Here is an 18,473-nt window from a genome sequence, read left to right as displayed (position 1 = left end):
GGCGCCTAGTGCGCGCCCGGCACTGCGGTGTCGGCCACCGTCGTGCGGCGCCCGCGCAGCGCGAGCAGCTCGTTGAACACCAGCGCGCCGATGACCAGCGCACCGCCGGTCAACACGCTCGCGGCGGGATCCTCGCCTGCGCCGATCCAGGCCAGCGCGATGCCGAAGATCACTTCGAGCAAGGCCAGCAGGGCCACTTCGGGCGCTTTCAGCACCTGCGCGCACAGCACGGACAGCACGCACGGAATCGCGAGCTGGAACACACCCAGGAAGGCCAACAACCCAAGATCGTGCGCGCTCGCCTGGAACGGCAAGGCAAAAGGCAAGGTGAACAAGACGGTGAGCACGGCGCCGATCAGCACCGCGGGAACCAGGTCGATGTCATGCCCCTTGGCGTGCGCGTGCTGCACGACGGTCCAGTTGGTCGCCCCGGCAATCGGCACGCACAGCGCAACGAGGGTTCCGAGCACGGAGCCGCCCGCGCCACCCTGCATCAGCTGCGTGCCGTACATCCAGCCGATGCCCAACCCGGCCACCACGATGGCCGCCCAGGTGCGGACAGGAAGACGGTGACCGATGAAGACGCGCGCCGCGAGCGCGGTGAGCAGCGGCCCGAGCGACATCGTGACCAGCACGCTCGCCGTCGAGGCCATCGTGAGCGCCACCATGAAGGCCGTGAACATCACGGCCCAGCAGACGCCCGAGATCCACAGTTCGCGCCCGCCGCTGCGCAGCTGCGAGAACACGGCGCGCCCGCGCCAAAGCGGCAAGATCACCAGCAGCGCCAGCGTCGTGAAGAGGCTGCGCCAGAAGGTGATCTCGAAGCTGTGCGCCTCTGCAAGGTGCCGTGTGACGACGCCCGCCGTGGCCCACATCAGGGTCACGACGACCATCAGCCACACAGCCCCGCCGTGCGTCAGGCGCATGAAATGCCGTGCCTCAGCCGGGCAACGCGCGAGTCACCCCGCCACGGCCCCGCTGGAGATGCACGTTCAGGCGGATTGCGTTTCGCGGCCGGCGCGCTTGCGCTCGTTTTCCTTCAGGAAGCGCTTGCGCAGGCGCACGCTCTTGGGCGTGATTTCGACCAGCTCGTCGTCCTCGATGAACTCGACGCCGTATTCCAGCGTGAGGTCGATCGGGGGCGTGATCTTGATCGCGTCTTCCTTGCCGCTCACGCGGAAGTTGGTCAGCTGCTTGGTACGCGTGGCGTTCACGACCAGGTCGTTGTCGCGGCTGTGGATGCCCACGATCATGCCTTCGTACACCGGATCGTTCGCCTTCACGAACATGCGGCCGCGGTCGTCCAGCTTGCCCAGGGCATAGGTGAAGATTTCACCGTCGTCCATCGAGATCAGCACGCCGTTCTTGCGGCCGCCGATGTCGCCCTTGTGCGCCTCGTAGCTGTCGAAGATGTTGCTGATGAGGCCCGAACCGCGCGTCAGGTTCAGGAATTCGTTGGTGAAGCCGATCAGGCCACGCGCCGGAATGCGGTACTCCAGGCGCACGCGGCCGCGGCCGTCCGGTTCCATGTTGACCAGTTCGCCCTTGCGCTCGCCGAGGGCCTGCATCACGCCGCCCTGGTGGCCTTCTTCGATGTCGGCCGTGACCATTTCGATGGGCTCGTGCTTCTCGCCGTTCACGGTGCGGAACACCACGCGCGGCTTCGAGACGGCCATTTCATAGCCTTCGCGGCGCATGTTTTCCAAGAGGATGGTCAGGTGCAGTTCGCCGCGGCCCATGACTTCGAAGATGCCTTCTTCGTCGGTCTCGCTCACGCGCAGGGCCACGTTGTGCTGCAGTTCCTTTTGCAGGCGGTCCCAGATCTGGCGGCTGGTCACGAACTTGCCTTCGCGGCCGGCCAGCGGGCTGGTGTTCACGCAGAAGTTCATGGTCAGGGTCGGTTCGTCGACCTTGAGCATGGGCAGCGGCGCTGGGTTGTCCTTGTCGGTCACGGTGACGCCGATGCCGATGTCGGCGATGCCGTTGATCAGCACGATTTCGCCCGGGCCGGCTTCGGTCGATTGCACGCGGTCCAGGCCCTGGAAGGTCAGCACCTGGTTGACGCGACCCTTGACGGCCTTGCCGTCCGGGCCTTCCATGACCAGCACGTCGGTCATTGGACGCAGCGTGCCCTGGCTGATGCGGCCCACGCCGATGCGGCCGACGAAGGTCGAGAAGTCGAGTGCGGAAATCTGCAGTTGCAGCGGCGCGTTCGGGTCACCCTTTTGCGAAGGCACGTGCTTCAGGATGGTGTTGAACAGGGCCGACATGTCGGGGCCCCACTGCTCGCCAGGCGCGCCTTCTTCGAGCGACGACCAGCCGTTGATGCCCGAGGCATACACCACGGGGAAGTCGAGTTGTTCGTCGGTCGCGCCGAGCTTGTCGAACAGGTCGAAGGCGGCATTGACCACCTTGTCGGGGTTCGCGCCGGGCTTGTCGACCTTGTTCACGACCAGGATGGGCTTGAGGCCTAGGGCCAGCGCCTTCTTGGTCACGAAGCGCGTCTGCGGCATCGGGCCTTCCTGCGCGTCGATCAGCAGCACCACGCCGTCGACCATCGACAGGGCGCGCTCCACTTCTCCGCCGAAGTCCGCGTGGCCCGGGGTGTCGACGATGTTGATGTGCGTGCCTTCCCAAGTCACGGCGCAGTTCTTGGCCAGGATCGTGATGCCACGTTCCTTTTCGATGGCGTTGTTGTCCATCACCGTGTCGACGACCTTCTCGTGCTCGGCGAAGGTGCCGGACTGGCGCAGCAGCTGGTCGACCATGGTGGTCTTGCCATGGTCCACGTGGGCAATGATGGCGATATTGCGGATTTGCTTGGTACTCATGGTGTCGCTTCTGTCTGTTGTGCGTTCAAAAGAATTTGCTGAATTTCGATGGGGTTCAGCAAGCGCCCCGGGATCAGTTCGTTGGCGGCGATGTGCGCCGTACCGAGAAAGGCAGGCGGCGTGTCGCCGAACACCGCCACGTGGTCCGCATCGGCCCACTGGCCACGGCGGCGCAGGCCGGACAAAAAGCGCCCCGCATCTTCGCTGCCGAGCGTGACGATCGTGTGGCCTTCGACCAGGGATTCGGCAGGCAACAACTGGGCCAGCCGCTCATCCTCGTCCATGGCTTCGAGCGCCTCGAGCGTTATGCACTGCGCCACGCCGAAACCGCCGGTGGCCGTGCGGCGCAGCGACGTGAGGTGGGCGCCGCAGCCCAGCGCCTCGCCGAGGTCTTCGCCCAGCGTGCGGATGTAGGTGCCCTTGCTCACGGAAGCCACGATGCGGATCGCATTGCCCGCAGATTCGGAAGCGGCCTGGGTGATCTTCAGTGCGTGGATCACCACGTCGCGCGGCGCACGTTCGATCTCGATGCCTTCGCGGGCGTATTCGTAGAGCGCCTTGCCGTCCTTCTTGAGCGCGCTGTGCATCGGCGGAACCTGGCGGATCGGGCCGGTGAACTGCGCCTCGGCGCGGACGAGGTCTTCGGCAGTGACTTGCACCGGGCGCTCGGCAATCACCTCGCCTTCGGCATCGCCGGTCGAGGTCTTGATGCCCAGGCGGGCCGTGGCTTCGTAGGTCTTGTCGGCGTCCAGGTGCAGCTGGCTGAACTTGGTGGCCGCACCGAAGCACAACGGCAGCACGCCGGTGGCCAGTGGATCGAGCGTGCCGGTATGGCCCGCTTTTTCGGCGCGCAGCAACCACTTGGCCTTCTGCAAGGCCTGGTTGCTGGAGAGTCCCAGCGGTTTGTCGAGCAACAACACCCCATGCACAGGGCGCCGCTGCACCCGTGTGCGTGGCGCATTCATCGCTATTCGTCTTTCGAGCGGGAAGCGACAGCCTGCGCGATGAGCGCGTTCATGTCGGCCGCACGCTCGGTGGTGCGGTCGAACAGGAAGTGCAGCGTCGGCACGGTGTGGATATGAAGGCGCTTGAAAAGGCCGTTGCGCAGGAACCCTGCGGCCTGGTTCAGCGCAGCGGTGGTCTCGTCGACGTCGCCCGTGAGCATGCTGAAGTAGATCTTCGCGTGCGCATAGTCGGGCGTGACCTCGACCGCCTGGATCGTGACCATGCCCACGCGCGGGTCCTTCAACTCGCGCGCGATCAACTCCGTCAGATCCCGCTGGATCTGATCGGCGACCTTGAAGGCGCGGTTCGGGGCTGCTGCTTTTCTTTTGGGCATTTGATCGATCGCTGGCGTCGCGAGATCGAGCTCAGTGCAAGGCGCGCCGTCGAAGGCAGTACATCAGTACGGCAAGACGGCTGCGACGCGGCATGAGTTCGATATCGCGGCGCGCGTTACAACGTACGCGCAATCTCCTTGATTTCGAAGAATTCGAGCTGATCGCCTTCTTTGATGTCGTTGTAGTTCTTGAGCTTGATACCGCACTCGAAACCTTCGCGGACTTCGCGGACATCGTCCTTCATGCGCTTGATCGAGTCGACTTCGCCGGTGTAGATCACCACGTTGTCGCGCAGCAGGCGGAAATGCGCACTGCGGTTGACCGAGCCCGAGGTGATGTACGAACCTGCGACCGTACCGATCTTCGAAGCCACGAACACCGTGCGGATCTCGGCCGAACCGATGATCTCTTCGCGGCGCTCCGGTGCCAGCATGCCCGACATCGCAACCTTGATCTCGTCCACGGCGTCGTAAATGATGCTGTAGTAGTTCAGTTGCACGCCGTTGTTCTCGGCCAGCTTGCGCGCACCGGCATCGGCACGCACGTTGAAACCGATCACGATGGCCTTGGAGGCGATGGCGAGGTTGATGTCGCTTTCGCTGATGCCGCCGACGCCGGCGTACACCATCTGCACCTTGACTTCCTCGGTCGCCAGCTTGAGCAGCGACTGGGCCAGCGCTTCCTGCGAGCCCTGCACGTCGGCCTTGATGATGATCCGCAGCGTCTGCACTTCGCCGGCCGAGAGGTCGGTGAACATGTTCTGCAGGTTCGCGGCCTGGGCCTTCGCCAGCTTCGTGTTGCGGAACTTGCCGGCACGGTAGGTGGCGATTTCGCGCGCACGGCGCTCGTCGGCCATCACCATGAATTCGTCGCCCGCTTGCGGCACTTCGGTCAGACCTTGAATTTCGACCGGGATCGACGGACCCGCGGTCTTGATGGTCTTGCCGTCTTCGTCCAGCATGGCGCGCACGCGGCCATAGGTGGAACCTGCCAGCACCACGTCGCCGGTCTTGAGCGTGCCCGATTGCACCAGCACGGTGGCGACCGGGCCGCGGCCCTTGTCCAGCTGCGCTTCGATAACCAGGCCCTTGGCCGCGGCATCCACCGGCGCCTTCAGTTCCAGCACTTCGGCTTGCAGCAGCACCTGTTCGAGCAGGTCGTCGATGCCCTGGCCGGTCTTGGCCGACACCGGCACGAACGGCACGTCGCCGCCGTACTCTTCGGGCACCACCTCTTCGGCCACCAGTTCCTGCTTCACGCGGTCCAGGTTGGCGTCGGGCTTGTCGACCTTGTTGATCGCGACCACGATCGGCACACCCGCCGCCTTCGCGTGCTTGATGGCTTCCTTGGTCTGGGGCATGACGCCGTCGTCGGCCGCCACCACCAGGATCACGATGTCGGTGGCCTGCGCACCGCGGGCACGCATGGCGGTGAACGCCTCGTGGCCCGGGGTGTCGAGGAACGACACCATGCCGCGTTCGGTTTCGACGTGGTACGCACCGATGTGCTGCGTGATGCCGCCGGCTTCGCCCGCTGCAACCTTGGCGCGGCGGATGTAGTCCAGCAGCGAGGTCTTGCCGTGGTCGACGTGACCCATGACGGTCACGACCGGTGCGCGCGGCAGGGCTTCCGCCGTTTGCGCCGACACGTCCTCGTCGGTGAAGGCTTCCGGATCGTCCAGCGCGGCAACCACCGCGTTGTGACCCATTTCCTCCACCAGGATCATGGCCGTGTCCTGGTCCAGCGACTGGTTGATGGTCGCCATCTGGCCCAGCTTCATCAATTGCTTGATGACTTCGCCGGCCTTGACGGCCATCTTGTGCGCGAGCTCGGCCACCGTGATGGTTTCGGGCACGTGCACTTCCAGGATGCGCGCCTCGACCGGTGCGGCCGGTGCGTGTTCCTCGTGACCGCCGCGATCATTGCCGCGACGGCCGCGCGGGCCTCCGCGCCAGTTACCGCGACCGACGCCACCGCTGGCATCGCCGCGGGTCTTGATTTCCTTCTTCTTGGCAGGATCGCCCGCCCAGCTCGAGGAGAGCTTGGCCGACTTGACTTCCTTGCCTGCGCCGGCTGCGGCGCCAGGGGCTGCAGCAGCACCCGGAGCGGCCGGCGCACCGGAACGCGCCGCCGGCGTGGCCGGCTTGTGCAGCGTGCCCTTGACCGCGGCCTTTTCGGGCTGCGGCTTCTCGGGCGCCTTGTGCGGCACCAGCACGCGGGCTGGTGCGTTCATCATGGCGCGGATGGCTTCGGCCTCGGCGAGCGCCTTGCGGCGACGTTCGTCCAGGTCCTTGGCACGAGCGGCTTCCTCGTCGGCACGGGCCTTCGATTCGGCGGCGGCCTTGGCCTTCGCGTCTTCCTTGGCTTGCGTGGCGGCGTTCTGGGCAGCCAGCTTGGTGTCGGCGGCTTGCTGTTCGGCGGCAGCAGCAGCGGCGGCCGCGGCGACTGCAGCAGGTGCTTCGACCGGCTTGGCGGCTTCCTTCGCAGGCGCAGCGGCGGCTTCGGAGGCAGCCTTGGCAGCCTTCTGCTCGGCGGCGACGCGTGCGGCTTCCTGCTCGGCCTGTTCGGCGCGCTCGGCCTTTTCGGCCTGCTCGCGTTCGCGCGCTTCGGCTTCTTCGCGCAGGCGGCGCTTCTCGGCCAGTTCTTCTTCCTGGCGGCGGATCAGTTCGGCCTGTCGGCGCGCTTCTTCCTCGCGGCGGGCCAGTTCGGCCTCGTCGACGCGGGGTGCGGCCGGCGCGGCAGCGGGCGCCTCGGCGGCTTGCTGCACCGGCTCGGCCGGGTGGCCTTCGTCGCGCTGGATGAAGGTGCGCTTCTTGCGCACTTCCACCTGGATGGTGCGGGCGCGGCCGGTGGCATCGGCCTGCTTGATCTCGCTGGTCGACTTCTTGGTCAGCGTGATCTTCTTGCGCTCGGGCTCGGCAGTGCCGTGGCTGGCTTTGAGAAAGCCGAGCAGGCGCTGCTTGTCAGCCTCGGTGAGTGCATCGGTGGGTGCCGCTTTGGGCACGCCTGCGCTCTTGAGCTGGTCAAGCAAGGTTTCGGGAGTCTTCTTGAGCTCGTTCGCGAACTCGGCGACAGTGGTACTGGACATATTGGTTTCGTGCCTCCATGACCATCACTCTTGGCCGGCGAACCAATGTTCGCGGGCTTTCAAGATGAGGGCTTTGGCGTCATCGGCGCTGTGGCCGGTGATCTCGGTGAGTTCATCGACCGCGAGGTCGGCGAGGTCGTCACGGGTATTCACACCCGCTTCGGCCAACTTGGGAATCAGCTCGGGGTCCAGGCCTTCGAGGTCGCGCAGGTTCTGCGATACCGACGACTGGGTCTCGACGCCCTCCTCCTTGGCGATTTCCATGGTCAGCAGCGCATCCTTGGCACGCGAGCGCAGCTCATTGATGGTGTCTTCGTCGAACGCTTCGATCTCGAGCATTTCGGAAATCGGCACATAGGCGACTTCTTCCAGGCTGTTGAAGCCTTCGGAGATCAGGATGTCGGCGATTTCTTCGTCCACATCGAGCTTTTCCATGAAGAGCTTGCGGCTGGCATCCGTTTCGGTCGCCTGCTTCTGGGCCGACTCGTTGGCGTCCATGATGTTGATCTTCCAACCGGTGAGGTCGGAAGCCAGGCGCACGTTCTGGCCGCCGCGGCCGATGGCGATGGCGAGGTTTTCCTCGTCGACCACCACGTCCATGGCGTGCTTTTCTTCGTCCACCACGATCGAGGACACGTTGGCCGGGGCCAAGGCGCCGATCACGAACTGGGCCGGATCTTCGCTCCACAGCACGATGTCGACGCGCTCGCCGGCGAGTTCATTCGTGACGGCGTTGACACGGGTGCCGCGCACCCCGACGCAGGTGCCGATCGGGTCGACCCGCTTGTCGTGCGAGAGCACGGCGATCTTGGCGCGCGAACCCGGGTCACGGGCGCAGCTCTTGATTTCGAGGAGGCCTTGTTCGATTTCGGGCACTTCCTGACGGAACAGCTCGATCATGAACTCGGGCGCCGAGCGCGACAGGATGATCGGCGCGCCGCGCAGGGTCAGGTCGACTTCCATGATCATGGCGCGCACGCGGTCGCCGTTGCGCAGGTTCTCCTTGGCGATCATCTCGCTGCGGCGCAGGCGCCCTTCGACGCGGCCGGCCTCCACGATGATGTCGCCCTTGTCCAGGCGCTTGACGGTGCCCACGAAGATCTTGTCGCCGCGCGACATGAAGTCGTTGAGCAGCATCTCGCGCTCGGCATCGCGGATCTTCTGCAGGATCACCTGCTTGGCGGCCATGGCGCCGATGCGGCCGATCGGCACCGAGTCCACCGCTTCTTCGATGTACTCGCCGACTTCGATGTCCGACATTTCTTCCTTGGCTTCGAACAGGAGGATTTCCTGGTCGGGCAACTGCAGGCCGGCCTCGTCCGGAACGACGTGCCAGCGGCGGAAGGTTTCGTAGTCGCCGCTGTCGCGATCGACCGCCACGCGGATGTCCACGTCGCCCTGATGGAGCTTCTTGGTGGCTTGCGCCAGTGCGGATTCGACCGCGCCGAAGACCACGTCACGTTCGACGTTCTTCTCGCGCGAGATCGCATCCACCAACATCAACATTTCGCGATTCATGCCACCACTCCTCTGGTCAGTCCGGAACATTCGTTCCGTCGTCAATATCCGAAAAACCCGGTTGGGTTTTGGCCTTTCGGCCCTTGAAATCCACAATGGGTGCGAGCCGCGCATCGCGCAGCTCGTCAAGCACGAAGCCCAACGCCCGCAGCGGTGCAGGCGCGCGCTTCTTGCTCACTTTTTGACCCGGCTTGGGCTCGGGCGCATCGCTCCAGACGATCTGCCAGCCCGGGGCTACATCAGCCCCCTCTGCCTTTTCAGCACGCTCCAGCGTGCCGCGAAATTTCTTGCGGGTGGCCGACACTTGGCCCGCCGCCGCCGCGCCCATGGGCGCCTTGAGCGTGATGTCGATCACCGCACCGACGAAACGCTCGAAATCCTGCTCGTTGCGCAACGGCCTGTCGATACCGGGCGAGGACACCTCGAGCCGCTTGTAGTCGACACCATCGACCTCGAGCGCGAACTGCAGTTGCCGCGTCACCTTCTCGCAGTCTTCGACCGTCACGAACGGCTCCGGCACGCCTGCGGCCACAGCGTCAGAAGTGGGGGCCGTCCAGGGCAAATCAATCGTCACGCGCAGCAGTCCGCCGGCCGACCGTTCGATCTCGACCAGGTCGTAGCCAAGACCGGCCACGGTTTGTTCCACTATTTGCTGCAATGCCACGTGTTCGAAAGTGCCTTTTAAATACTCAATTCGCCGAATTCGCGATATGCGCCACTGCAATACCGGAACCTCAGCGAACGCAACGAATGATCAAGAATGCATAGACCAAAAAAAACGGGCGGTTGGTACCCGCCCGTTTGGTCGTGAGCCTCGAATTATATGCTATTCGTGTGATAAATGAAGGGGCATTGCAGCTCAGACGGTCATTGGACGACGAGATTTCGACCAGACCACCGCAAACAGCACCGCGCCGAGCGCCAATGCCGCCGCCGCAACCAGCAGCGGTTGCTCGAACGAGCCGGTGCGCTGCGCCAGGGGTGCCGCGAACAACGGGCCGATGATCTGCCCCACTCCGTAGGACGCCGTGGCATAGCCGATCAGCCCGGCAGCCGCATTGCCGCGCAGCCGGCGCGCTTCCCGCATTGCGAAAAGGGTGATTGCGGTGAACGGCATCCCTAGCAGGAGGCTGCCCAGCGCAAACCCAATGATCGTGGGCCATGCCACGGAAAGCACCACGCCCAGCGCCTGCAATGCATAGGCGGCTGCCAGCAGGAGCCGGTTGTCCCAATGGGTGGGCGCGCGGGCGCCGATCAACGCGCCCGGAATGATCGCCGCACCGAACAGGGGCCAGAAGAAATCAGGCCAGGACGATCCTGGCAGCGCCTGGCGCGCAATCACCGGCAGGAAGGTCGCCGTGATGATGTACCCAAATCCTGCCAGCCCATACAGCGCGACCAGCCAGATCGCATCGCTGCGATCCGCACCGGATGCCGTCACTGTGCCAGCGGCCACAGGGCCTTTCGTGCCGCTGCCTTGCGCGGCCTCACCGTCGTCGAACACGCGCCAGATGATTGCGATGAGCACGACCGCCAGCAGCCCCAGGCCGATCCACCCCACCTCGGAACCCCAGCGTCCCAGTGCGCCGCCGAGGAGTCCGGTCATGGCAATCCCGATGCCCGGCCCCGTGTAGATCACCCCGGCCAGCGTTGGCGAATTCGTTTCAGCCAGCCGCCGCAACCCCCAGCCCGAAGCAAAGACGAAGACCCAGGCGCTCATCACGCCAGCCGCACCGCGCAGGATTCCCCACCCCGCAAAGCTGTGGAGCAGCCCCATGCCGACCAGCAATGCCGCGGTCGCCGCCAAGCCACCCCGGACCATGCTAGAGGCCTTGATCCCGATGGCCGCGCAGCTCACCGCGCCGAAGAAATAGCCCAGGTAATTGAGAGACGCGAGCACCCCGCCCCCGGCCAGCTCCAGTTTTCCCTCTCCCAGCATGATGGGCAACATGGGCGTGAAGGCGAAGCGCCCCAGGCCCATCGCCACAGCCAGCGTGACCATGCAGGCCAGCGCAGCGCGCCAGGCGCCGCGGCGGGCCTGTCCGTTTACCGACATTTCTTCGTCTCTTTTCGTTCTATTCCAGCAGCGCCGCGGCCACGAGCTTCTGCGTATAGGGGTGCACCGGCGCATCGAGCACGCGCTCGACCGACCCGGTCTCCAGGATGGCCCCGTCCTTCATCACGATGACCTGGTGCGCCATGGCACGGATCACCTCGACGTCGTGGGTGATCAAGAGGTAGCTCAACCCGCGCTCGCGCTGCAGGCGCTGCAGGAGGCCCAGCACCTGCTTCTGGATCGTGACGTCGAGCGCGCTCGTCGGCTCGTCGAGCACCAGCAGTTGCGGATCGACGATCAAGGCGCGCGCGATTGCAAGGCGCTGCCGCTGCCCACCGGAAAACTCGTGCGGATAGCGGTCGAGCAGCGCGGGAAACTGCGCCTCGGTCAACCCCACGTCCGCCAGCGCCGCGAGCGAACGGGCCCGGCGAGCCTTCGTATCGAGTTCCGGCGCGTGGACTCGCAGCCCCTCCCCCACGATCTGCTCGACCGTCATGCGCGGCGAGAGCGAGGAAAACGGGTCCTGGAACACCACCTGCATCGTGCGGCGCAGGGCCAGGTCCGATGCGCGATCGACCGCCCAGCCCTTGCCGTCCACCTTCAGCTCGCCCTGGTGCTTCAGGAGCCCGAGCGCCGCGAGCGCCAGGGTCGACTTGCCCGAGCCCGATTCGCCGACCACGCCCAGCGTCTCGCCCGGCACGATGCGGAAATCGGCGCCCTGCACCGCGATGAATTCTCCCTTGCGGAACCAGCCCGCAAAGCCTGGCCTGGCCACCGGATAGCTCACGCGCAGGGCCTTGGCTTCGAGCACCGGCGCAGCATCGGCGCGTGCCGCCACCGCCGCCACGTCGCGCTCCGGATGGCTGTCGATCAGCTTGCGGGTGTAGGCGTGCTGCGGCGCGTCGAACACGGTGGCCACGCCGCCGTGTTCGACGATGTGGCCGTTTTCCATCACCGCCACACGGTCGGCGAAGCGGCGCACGAGGTTCAGGTCGTGGGTGATCAGCAGCACGGCCATGCCGTACTTGCGCTGCAGATCGGCCAGCAGCTCCAGGATCTGCGCGCGGACGGTGACGTCGAGCGCGGTGGTCGGCTCGTCGGCCAGCAAAAGGCGCGGCTTGCATGCGAGTGCCATGGCGATCATGGCGCGCTGGCGCTGGCCGCCCGACAGCTGGTGCGGGAACGAACGCGCCCGCCGCGCCGGCTCCGGAATGCCGGTGTCGGCCAGCAATTGGACGGCCGCCGCCTGCGCCGCGCGGGCGGACAGACCTTCGTGCAGCTCAAGCACCTCGGAGATCTGGTCGCCCACGCTGTAGAGCGCGTTGAGCGCAGTCATCGGCTCCTGGAAGATCATCGCGATCTCCTTGCCGCGGATGCCGCGCAGGTCGCGCTCGGGAATCGCCAGCAGGTCGCGCGCGCCCTGCGAAGGTTCTGGGCCGAAGAGCCTCGCGACCCCGGCCAGGTGGGCGTTCTGCACCAGACGCAGCAACGACAGCGCCGTGACAGTCTTGCCCGAGCCCGACTCTCCCACCAGCGCGAGCTTTTCGCCAGCGCCGACCTGGAAGTCGACGCCATGCACAACCTCCTTGCCGCTGAAGGAAACCCGCAGGCCCTTCACATCGAGCAGGGGCTGTTTCGTCGTTGGATTCATGGCGCTCACTTGTCGGCCTTCCGCGGATCGAGCGCATCGCGCAGTGCGTCGCCCATGAAGGTCAGCAGCATGAGCGTGACGACCAGCACGCCAAAGGTGGAGAGCGAGATCCACCAGGCGTCGATGCTCGACTTGCCCTGGTTGAGCAACTCGCCCAGCGACGGCGTGCCCGGCGGCACCCCGAGGCCAAGGAAGTCGAGCGAAGTCAGCGCGAGGATCGCCGCGCTCATGCGAAACGGCAGGAAGGTGACGACCGGCACCATGCTGTTGGGGAGGATGTGACGCCACATGATCTGCAGGTTGCTCACGCCCAGGGCGCGGGCGGCGCGCACGTAGTCCATCTGGCGGTTGCGCAGGAACTCGGCGCGCACGTAGTCGGACAGCGCCATCCAGCCGAACAGGCTCAGCAGGAGCAGGAGCAGGGTCACGCTCGGCTTGAAGATGGCGCTGAAGATGATGAGCAGATAGAGCTCCGGCATCGAGCCCCAGATCTCGATGAAGCGCTGGAACGCCAGGTCGATCCGGCCCGCGAAGTAGCCCTGCACCGCGCCGGCCGCTACGCCCAGCACCGTGCCGATGACCGTGAGCGCGAGCGCGAACAGCACGCTCACCCGAAAGCCGTAGATGAGTTGGGCCAGCAGGTCGCGGCCGCGATCGTCGGTGCCTAGCCAGTTGTCGGCCGAGGGCGCCGCAGGGCTCGGCGCCTTGGCGAAGTAGTTCAGCGTCTTGGCGCCGTAGGTGTTCGGCGCGAACACCGCCCAGTTGTCGCCCGCGGTGATCCGCTCGCGGATGAAGGGGTCGAGGTAGTCGGCCGGCGTCTCGAAGTCGCCACCGAACGTTTTCTCGGAGTAGTCGCGTAGCACGGGGAAATAAGTCTGGCCCTGGTAGCGCACGACGAGCGGCTTGTCGGTGGACAGCACCTCGGCAAAGAGGCTCAGCACCACCATCAGCGTGAAGAGCACCAGGCTCCAATAACCGAGCCGGTTGCGCTTGAAGCGCATCCAGGCACGGCGGCCGGGCGAGATGTGCGGGGCCGTCTCAGTCGAATTTGACACGCGGGTCCACCCAGACGTAGCAGAGATCGGAGATCAGCTTGGTCACCAGGCCGATCAGCGTAAAGATGTAGAGCGTGCCCAGCACCACGGGGTAGTCGCGTCGGATCACGCTTTCATAGCCCAGCAGGCCCAACCCGTCGAGCGAGAACAACGTCTCGATGAGCAGCGACCCCGCGAAGAAGGAGCCGATGAAAGCAGCGGGCAGCCCCGTGATGATGGGAATGAGCGCATTGCGGAACACATGCTTCCAGAGCACCTGGCGCTCGCCGAGCCCCTTGGCGCGCGCAGTCAGCACATATTGCTTGCGGATCTCTTCGAGGAACGAGTTCTTGGTCAGCATGGCCGTCACCGCGAAGCTCCCGAGCACCATGGCCGTGACCGGCAACGTGATGTGCCAGAAGTAATCGACGATGCGGGCGCCCCAGCTGAGCTCGTCCCAGTTCGAGGAAGTCAACCCGCGCAGCGGGAACCACTGCAACTGCCCTCCGAAGATCACCAGCAGCGCCACGCCCAGCACGAAACCCGGAATCGCATAGCCGATCAACACGATCAGCGTGGTGACGAGGTCGAAGCGAGAGCCCGCGCGCACCGCCTTGGCCACGCCCAAGGGCACCGCCACGCCGTAACTGATGAAGAAGGTCCAGAGGCCAAGGCTGATCGACACGGGCAGCTTCTCCAGGATCAGCGTCCACACGTCCTTGTTCTGGAAGAAGCTCTTGCCAAGGTCGAAGCGCGCGAACTGCCCGAGCATCTGCCAGAGACGCTCGTGCGGCGGCTTGTCGAAGCCGTAGAGCGCCTTGATCTGCTCCAGGCGCTTGGGGTCGACCCCCTGATTGCCCCGATAGGAGCCGCCACCCGACTCGAAGCCCCCGCCCCCGCCGCCGACGCCCGCGGTCTTCGCCTCGGCCAGGTACTGCTCCACCGGCCCACCCGGCACGAACTGCACCACCACGAAGGTGACCAACAGCACGCCCAGCAACGTGGGAATGAACAGCAGGAGCCGCTTGAGGACATAGGAGAGCATCGACGGGTTCCTTCTCTTCTATGGCTTGGGCGGCTTGGCCCACCAGGTACCCATGATCCAGCCCTCGGCGGCGGCGTAGGGCGGCATCGGCGCCTTGAACGCCAGCCGCCAATCGTCGTACACGACGCGGTGCGAACTCAGCGTCCACTGGGGAATCAGGTAGTGGCTGTGCATGATGACCCGGTCGAGTGCCCGGCAGGCAGGCAGCAGCTCGGCCTTGGTGTCGGCATCGACGATGTCCTTGAGCAAGGCATCGACAGCCGGCGTGGACACGCCCATGTAGTTGCCCGAGCTCTCCGTCTTGGCGGCCTTGCTGCCGAAGATTTCGAGCAGTTGCTGGCCGGGGTTGTTGGTGCCGGTGAAGTTGATGGTGGTGATGTCGAACTGGAACCGGTCCAGGCGTTCCTGGTAGAGCGCGAAATCGACGGACGAGAAATTAAGCGCAATGCCGAGCTTCTCGAGGTTCCGGACCCACGGCGACACCGTGCGCACGCCGCCTTCCTTGCTGTCCAGGTACTCCAGCGTCATGGCCTCGCCCTTGGCGTTGCGCAGCGCGCCGTCGCGGTACTCCCAGCCGGCCTCCTTGAGCAGTTCGCGCGCCCGGCGCAGGTTGTTGCGCAGGGACTGGCCTTCGCCCTCGGTCGTGGGCGGGACGTACATCGGGCCGAAGCTGGCGTCGGGAATCTTGCCGCGCCAGCGTTCGAGCAGCGCCTTTTCCTCGGCCGACGGCAGGCCTTGCGCTTCGCAGTCGGTGTTTCCGAACAGGTCCTTCACGCGCGGATAGCCGCCGTAGAACATCTGGCGGTTCATCCACTCGTAGTCCAGCGCGAGCCCGAGTGCCTCGCGCACGCGCGGGTCCTTGAGCTTGTCGCGGCGGCTGTTGAGCACGTAGCTCTGAAAGCCCGCGGGCTTCTTGTGCTGGAACTCGCGCTTGATGAGCTCCCCGGTGTCGAAGCGCTTGCCGGTCACCCGCCGCGCCCAGTCGCCGGCCGAGTAGAAACTCATCATGTCGAATTCGCCGGCCTTGAGCGCTTCGAGGCGGGCCGTGTTGTCCTTGTAGATCTTGACGGTGATGCGGTCGAAGTTCTGGCTGCCACGGTTCACTGCGAGGTTGCGGCCCCAGTAGCCGGGGTCACGTACGTACGTGATGTCCTTGCCGAAGCGCACCGGCCCGATCTTGTAGGCACCGCTGCCGATCGGAATGTCCATCACCACCTGGTCGAAGGGTTTGGCCTTCCCGTTTTCCACGCCCCAGTCGCGGCTGAAGACCGGCAAGCTGCCTACGGTGAGCGGCAGCTCGCGATTCGGGGTCTTGAAGCGGAAGCGGATGGTGCGCGCATCGATCACGTCGGCGCCGTCCACTTCCTGCAGCAGCGTCTTGTAGCCCGGCGAGGTGAAGGGGCCGATCAACGTGTCGTAGCTGTGCTTTACGTCGGCCGCCTCGACCGGCTTGCCGTTGTGGAACTTCGCCTCGGGCCTGAGGCGGAAGGTGACGCTGCGCCGGTCGGGGGCGACCGTCACGTCTTCTGCCAGCAGGCCGTAGCCCGAGGCGGTTTCGTCCATCGAACCGGCCAGCAGCGACTCGAAGATCAGGCCGTCCAGGTAGGCCGGCGCCGTGCCCTTGATGGTGAACGGGTTGTACTTGTCGAAGGTGGAAACGCGCAGGTTGCTCACCAGGCGCAGCTCGCCGCCCTTGGGTGCGTCGGGGTTGACGTAGTCGAAAGCGGTGAAGCCGGGGGCGTACTTCAGGTCGTCCCAGAGCGCATATCCATGCGCCGCCCACACGGGAGCCGCACACACCAACAACCACCAGACCCGAAGAAACCGCATGCGAGAATTCTGCCCAAGATTTTCACGAGGCAATTTCATGGGCTTTCTTTCCGGCAAAAAACTGTTGATCACCGGTGTGTTGAGCAATCGCTCGATCGCTTACGGCATCGCCAAGGCGTGTCACGAACAAGGTGCGGAGCTCGCCTTCAGTTATGTCGGCGAACGATTCAAGGACCGTATCACCGAATATGCCGCAGACTTCGGCTCGAGCCTGATTTTTGATTGCGACGTGGGCGACGACGCCCAGATCGACAAGCTCTTCGCCGACCTCGCCCAGACCTGGCCCAGGTTCGACGGCTTCGTCCACAGCATCGGCTTCGCCCCGCGCGAGGCCATCGCGGGCGATTTCCTGGACGGCCTCTCGCGCGAAGGCTTCAAGATCGCGCACGACATCAGCGCCTACAGCTTCCCGGCCATGGCCAAGGCGGCCCTGCCCTACCTCAACGACAAGTCGGCGCTGCTCACGCTCACCTACTTGGGCGCCGAGCGCGCGCTGCCCAACTACAACACCATGGGCCTGGCCAAGGCTTCGCTCGAAGCCTCGGTGCGCTACACCGCCTCGTCGCTGGGCCCGAAGGGCATGCGCGTGAACGGCATCAGCGCCGGTCCCATCAAGACGCTGGCCGCGAGCGGCATCAAGGGCTTCGGCAAGATGCTGGCGGCTGTGGCCGACGCCTCTCCGATCCGCCGCAACGTGACGATCGAGGAAGTGGGCAACGTCGCCGCCTTCCTGCTGAGCGACCTGGCCAGCGGCGTGACCGCCGAGATCACCTACGTGGACGGCGGCTTCAGCAACGTCGTCGGGGGCATGGCGGAGTAAGCCGACCCTCTTCCCGAAGCCTCGCAGCGACCGTCGCACGGTCGCTGCCCGCTCCCCATTGATCGCATCGTGCTGAATCGACGTTCCCTCCTGCTCGCCGTCCTGGGCGTGGCCCTGGCCACCCCGGCGCTCGCGCGCAATGCGGCGCCCTCGCTGATGCTGGCCGACGTCTATCGTCCCGGCATGTCTCTGGCCGACTACTGGGTCAGCGAAAAATACGACGGCGTGCGGGGCTACTGGGACGGCAAGCAGTTGTGGACGCGCGGCGGCGAACCCGTCGCGGCGCCCGCCTGGTTCATCGCGTCGCTGCCCAGGCAGCCGCTCGATGGCGAGTTGTGGGCGGGACGCGGGCGCTTCGCGCATGCGGTATCCACCGCGCGCAGCCAGACGCCGAACGACGTCGCCTGGCGCGAAATGCGCTTCATGGTGTTCGACATGCCGGCCCAGCCCGGCGACTTCACGACGCGGCTGGCGGCACTGCGCAAGCTGCTGCCGATCACCGATGCGCCGTGGGTCATCCTCGTGCCGCAGGAGCGCGCCACCACGCACGCCGAACTTCAGGCGCTGCTCGACAAGACGGTGAAGATGGGCGGCGAAGGCCTGATGCTGCATCGGGGTAGCTCACCCTATCGGGGCGAGCGCAACAACGACCTGCTGAAGGTCAAGCCCCACGACGACGCTGAAGCCCGGGTGGTCGGCCACGTGACGGGCAAGGGGCGCAACAGCAACCGGCTCGGCGCCCTGGTCGTCGAGACGCCCGAGGGCAAGCGCTTCAAGCTCGGCTCCGGCCTGACCGATGCCGAACGGGAAAACCCGCCAGCGATCGGCACCTGGGTCACCTACCGCTTCAACGGCACGAATGCCAGCGGCCTCCCCAGGTTCGCGCGCTTCATGCGGGTGCGCGACGACGCCCCGCACTCCTGAGCACGATCAGCCGGCCCTGCGCACGCAGTCGGCGTAGTAGCGCTTCTTGCCCGTCTCGTCGATGCGCGCCACCAGGCCGTGGATGTCGGTCTCGAAGCCCGGACACTGCAGGTTGAATTCGCGCGAGAACTTCAGGTAGTCGACGATCTTCTTGTTGAACACTTCGCCCGGAATCAGGAGCGGAATGCCCGGCGGGTACGGCGTGATCAGGCTGGTCGTGATGCGGCCCTCGAGCTCATCGATTTCCACGCGCTCGGTCTTCCTGTGCGCGATGTGGGCGAAGGCGTCGCTTGGCTTCATGGCCGGCGTCAGGTCGCTCAGGTACATCTCGGTGGT

General features: G+C 65.5%; 14 protein-coding genes and 1 pseudogene. 2 read left to right on the top strand and 13 right to left on the bottom strand.

What is annotated here, in order from left to right:
• Positions 1-5 precede the first annotated feature (5 nt).
• The 12 genes from RT97_RS00445 to RT97_RS00390 form a co-directional block, all read right to left on the bottom strand.
• Positions 6-926 (bottom strand): DMT family transporter, encoded by a 921-nt coding sequence (locus RT97_RS00445; RefSeq protein WP_042576815.1) that lies wholly within the window; start codon positions 924-926, stop codon positions 6-8.
• Positions 927-992: 66 nt separating this feature from the next.
• A complete protein-coding gene (gene typA / locus RT97_RS00440; RefSeq protein ID WP_042576814.1) occupies positions 993-2,831 on the bottom strand; it encodes a translational GTPase TypA in 1,839 nt (612 codons plus the stop codon).
• Positions 2,828-3,796 carry a tRNA pseudouridine(55) synthase TruB gene (gene truB, locus RT97_RS00435; protein WP_042576813.1) on the bottom strand — a complete coding sequence of 323 codons (969 nt, stop codon included), beginning with the start codon at positions 3,794-3,796 and terminating at the stop codon, positions 2,828-2,830. The genes typA and truB overlap by 4 nt, the downstream gene beginning before the upstream one ends.
• Positions 3,797-3,798: 2 nt before the next feature.
• Positions 3,799-4,170 carry a 30S ribosome-binding factor RbfA gene (gene rbfA / locus RT97_RS00430; RefSeq protein ID WP_042576812.1) on the bottom strand — a complete coding sequence of 124 codons (372 nt, stop codon included), beginning with the start codon at positions 4,168-4,170 and terminating at the stop codon, positions 3,799-3,801.
• Positions 4,171-4,286: 116 nt separating this feature from the next.
• On the bottom strand, positions 4,287-7,259 hold the full coding sequence (infB, locus tag RT97_RS00425; RefSeq protein ID WP_042576811.1) for a translation initiation factor IF-2: 2,973 nt from the start codon (positions 7,257-7,259) through the stop codon (positions 4,287-4,289).
• 24 nt (positions 7,260-7,283) lie between these two features.
• Positions 7,284-8,777: a transcription termination factor NusA gene (gene nusA / locus RT97_RS00420; protein ID WP_042576810.1), complete on the bottom strand. Its 1,494-nt coding sequence runs from the start codon at positions 8,775-8,777 to the stop codon at positions 7,284-7,286.
• Positions 8,778-8,793: 16 nt separating this feature from the next.
• Positions 8,794-9,441 carry a ribosome maturation factor RimP gene (gene rimP / locus RT97_RS00415; RefSeq protein ID WP_042576809.1) on the bottom strand — a complete coding sequence of 216 codons (648 nt, stop codon included), beginning with the start codon at positions 9,439-9,441 and terminating at the stop codon, positions 8,794-8,796.
• A gap of 195 nt (positions 9,442-9,636) precedes the next feature.
• The gene (locus tag RT97_RS00410; RefSeq protein ID WP_042576808.1) at positions 9,637-10,833 is read right to left on the bottom strand and encodes a YbfB/YjiJ family MFS transporter; all 1,197 of its coding nucleotides are present in this window, start codon (positions 10,831-10,833) and stop codon (positions 9,637-9,639) included.
• 19 nt (positions 10,834-10,852) lie between these two features.
• Positions 10,853-12,484 carry an ABC transporter ATP-binding protein gene (locus tag RT97_RS00405; protein ID WP_042576884.1) on the bottom strand — a complete coding sequence of 544 codons (1,632 nt, stop codon included), beginning with the start codon at positions 12,482-12,484 and terminating at the stop codon, positions 10,853-10,855.
• A gap of 5 nt (positions 12,485-12,489) precedes the next feature.
• Complete coding sequence (locus RT97_RS00400) at positions 12,490-13,539, bottom strand: ABC transporter permease (protein WP_080898112.1); 1,050 nt, start codon at positions 13,537-13,539, stop codon at positions 12,490-12,492.
• Positions 13,523-14,563: a microcin C ABC transporter permease YejB gene (locus RT97_RS00395; protein ID WP_042576806.1), complete on the bottom strand. Its 1,041-nt coding sequence runs from the start codon at positions 14,561-14,563 to the stop codon at positions 13,523-13,525. The genes RT97_RS00400 and RT97_RS00395 overlap by 17 nt, the downstream gene beginning before the upstream one ends.
• An 18-nt stretch (positions 14,564-14,581) precedes the next feature.
• A complete protein-coding gene (locus RT97_RS00390) occupies positions 14,582-16,393 on the bottom strand; it encodes an extracellular solute-binding protein (RefSeq protein WP_042576805.1) in 1,812 nt (603 codons plus the stop codon).
• 37 nt (positions 16,394-16,430) lie between these two features.
• Between RT97_RS00390 and fabI the strand changes: the two genes are divergently transcribed.
• Together fabI and RT97_RS00380 are read left to right on the top strand one after the other, a co-directional pair.
• Positions 16,431-17,213, top strand: a complete 783-nt coding sequence (gene fabI, locus RT97_RS00385) for an enoyl-ACP reductase FabI (RefSeq protein WP_042576804.1) — start codon at positions 16,431-16,433, stop codon at positions 17,211-17,213.
• A gap of 69 nt (positions 17,214-17,282) precedes the next feature.
• Positions 17,283-18,137 carry a DNA ligase gene (locus tag RT97_RS00380; RefSeq protein WP_042576803.1) on the top strand — a complete coding sequence of 285 codons (855 nt, stop codon included), beginning with the start codon at positions 17,283-17,285 and terminating at the stop codon, positions 18,135-18,137.
• Positions 18,138-18,143: 6 nt separating this feature from the next.
• Here RT97_RS00380 and RT97_RS00375 read toward each other — a convergent pair.
• Positions 18,144-18,473 (bottom strand): annotated as a pseudogene (locus RT97_RS00375) (lysine decarboxylase); the annotation flags it as partial.

The sequence above is a fragment of the Variovorax paradoxus genome (assembly GCF_000834655.1).
GTDB classification, from domain to species: domain Bacteria; phylum Pseudomonadota; class Gammaproteobacteria; order Burkholderiales; family Burkholderiaceae_C; genus Variovorax; species Variovorax paradoxus_F.
This window is presented reverse-complemented; position numbering and strand designations above follow the sequence as displayed.

Excerpts from the sequence above, each read along its gene's own strand:
- RT97_RS00445 (WP_042576815.1), bottom strand. The coding sequence starts at position 926 with ATGCGCCTGACGCACGGCGGGGCTGTGTGGCTGATGGTCGTCGTGACC.
- typA (WP_042576814.1), bottom strand. The coding sequence starts at position 2,831 with ATGAGTACCAAGCAAATCCGCAATATCGCCATCATTGCCCACGTGGAC.
- truB (WP_042576813.1), bottom strand. The coding sequence starts at position 3,796 with ATGAATGCGCCACGCACACGGGTGCAGCGGCGCCCTGTGCATGGGGTG.
- rbfA (WP_042576812.1), bottom strand. The coding sequence starts at position 4,170 with ATGCCCAAAAGAAAAGCAGCAGCCCCGAACCGCGCCTTCAAGGTCGCC.
- infB (WP_042576811.1), bottom strand. The coding sequence starts at position 7,259 with ATGTCCAGTACCACTGTCGCCGAGTTCGCGAACGAGCTCAAGAAGACT.
- nusA (WP_042576810.1), bottom strand. The coding sequence starts at position 8,777 with ATGAATCGCGAAATGTTGATGTTGGTGGATGCGATCTCGCGCGAGAAG.
- RT97_RS00410 (WP_042576808.1), bottom strand. The coding sequence starts at position 10,833 with ATGTCGGTAAACGGACAGGCCCGCCGCGGCGCCTGGCGCGCTGCGCTG.
- RT97_RS00405 (WP_042576884.1), bottom strand. The coding sequence starts at position 12,484 with ATGAATCCAACGACGAAACAGCCCCTGCTCGATGTGAAGGGCCTGCGG.
- RT97_RS00395 (WP_042576806.1), bottom strand. The coding sequence starts at position 14,563 with ATGCTCTCCTATGTCCTCAAGCGGCTCCTGCTGTTCATTCCCACGTTG.
- RT97_RS00390 (WP_042576805.1), bottom strand. The coding sequence starts at position 16,393 with ATGCGGTTTCTTCGGGTCTGGTGGTTGTTGGTGTGTGCGGCTCCCGTG.
- fabI (WP_042576804.1), top strand. The coding sequence starts at position 16,431 with ATGGGCTTTCTTTCCGGCAAAAAACTGTTGATCACCGGTGTGTTGAGC.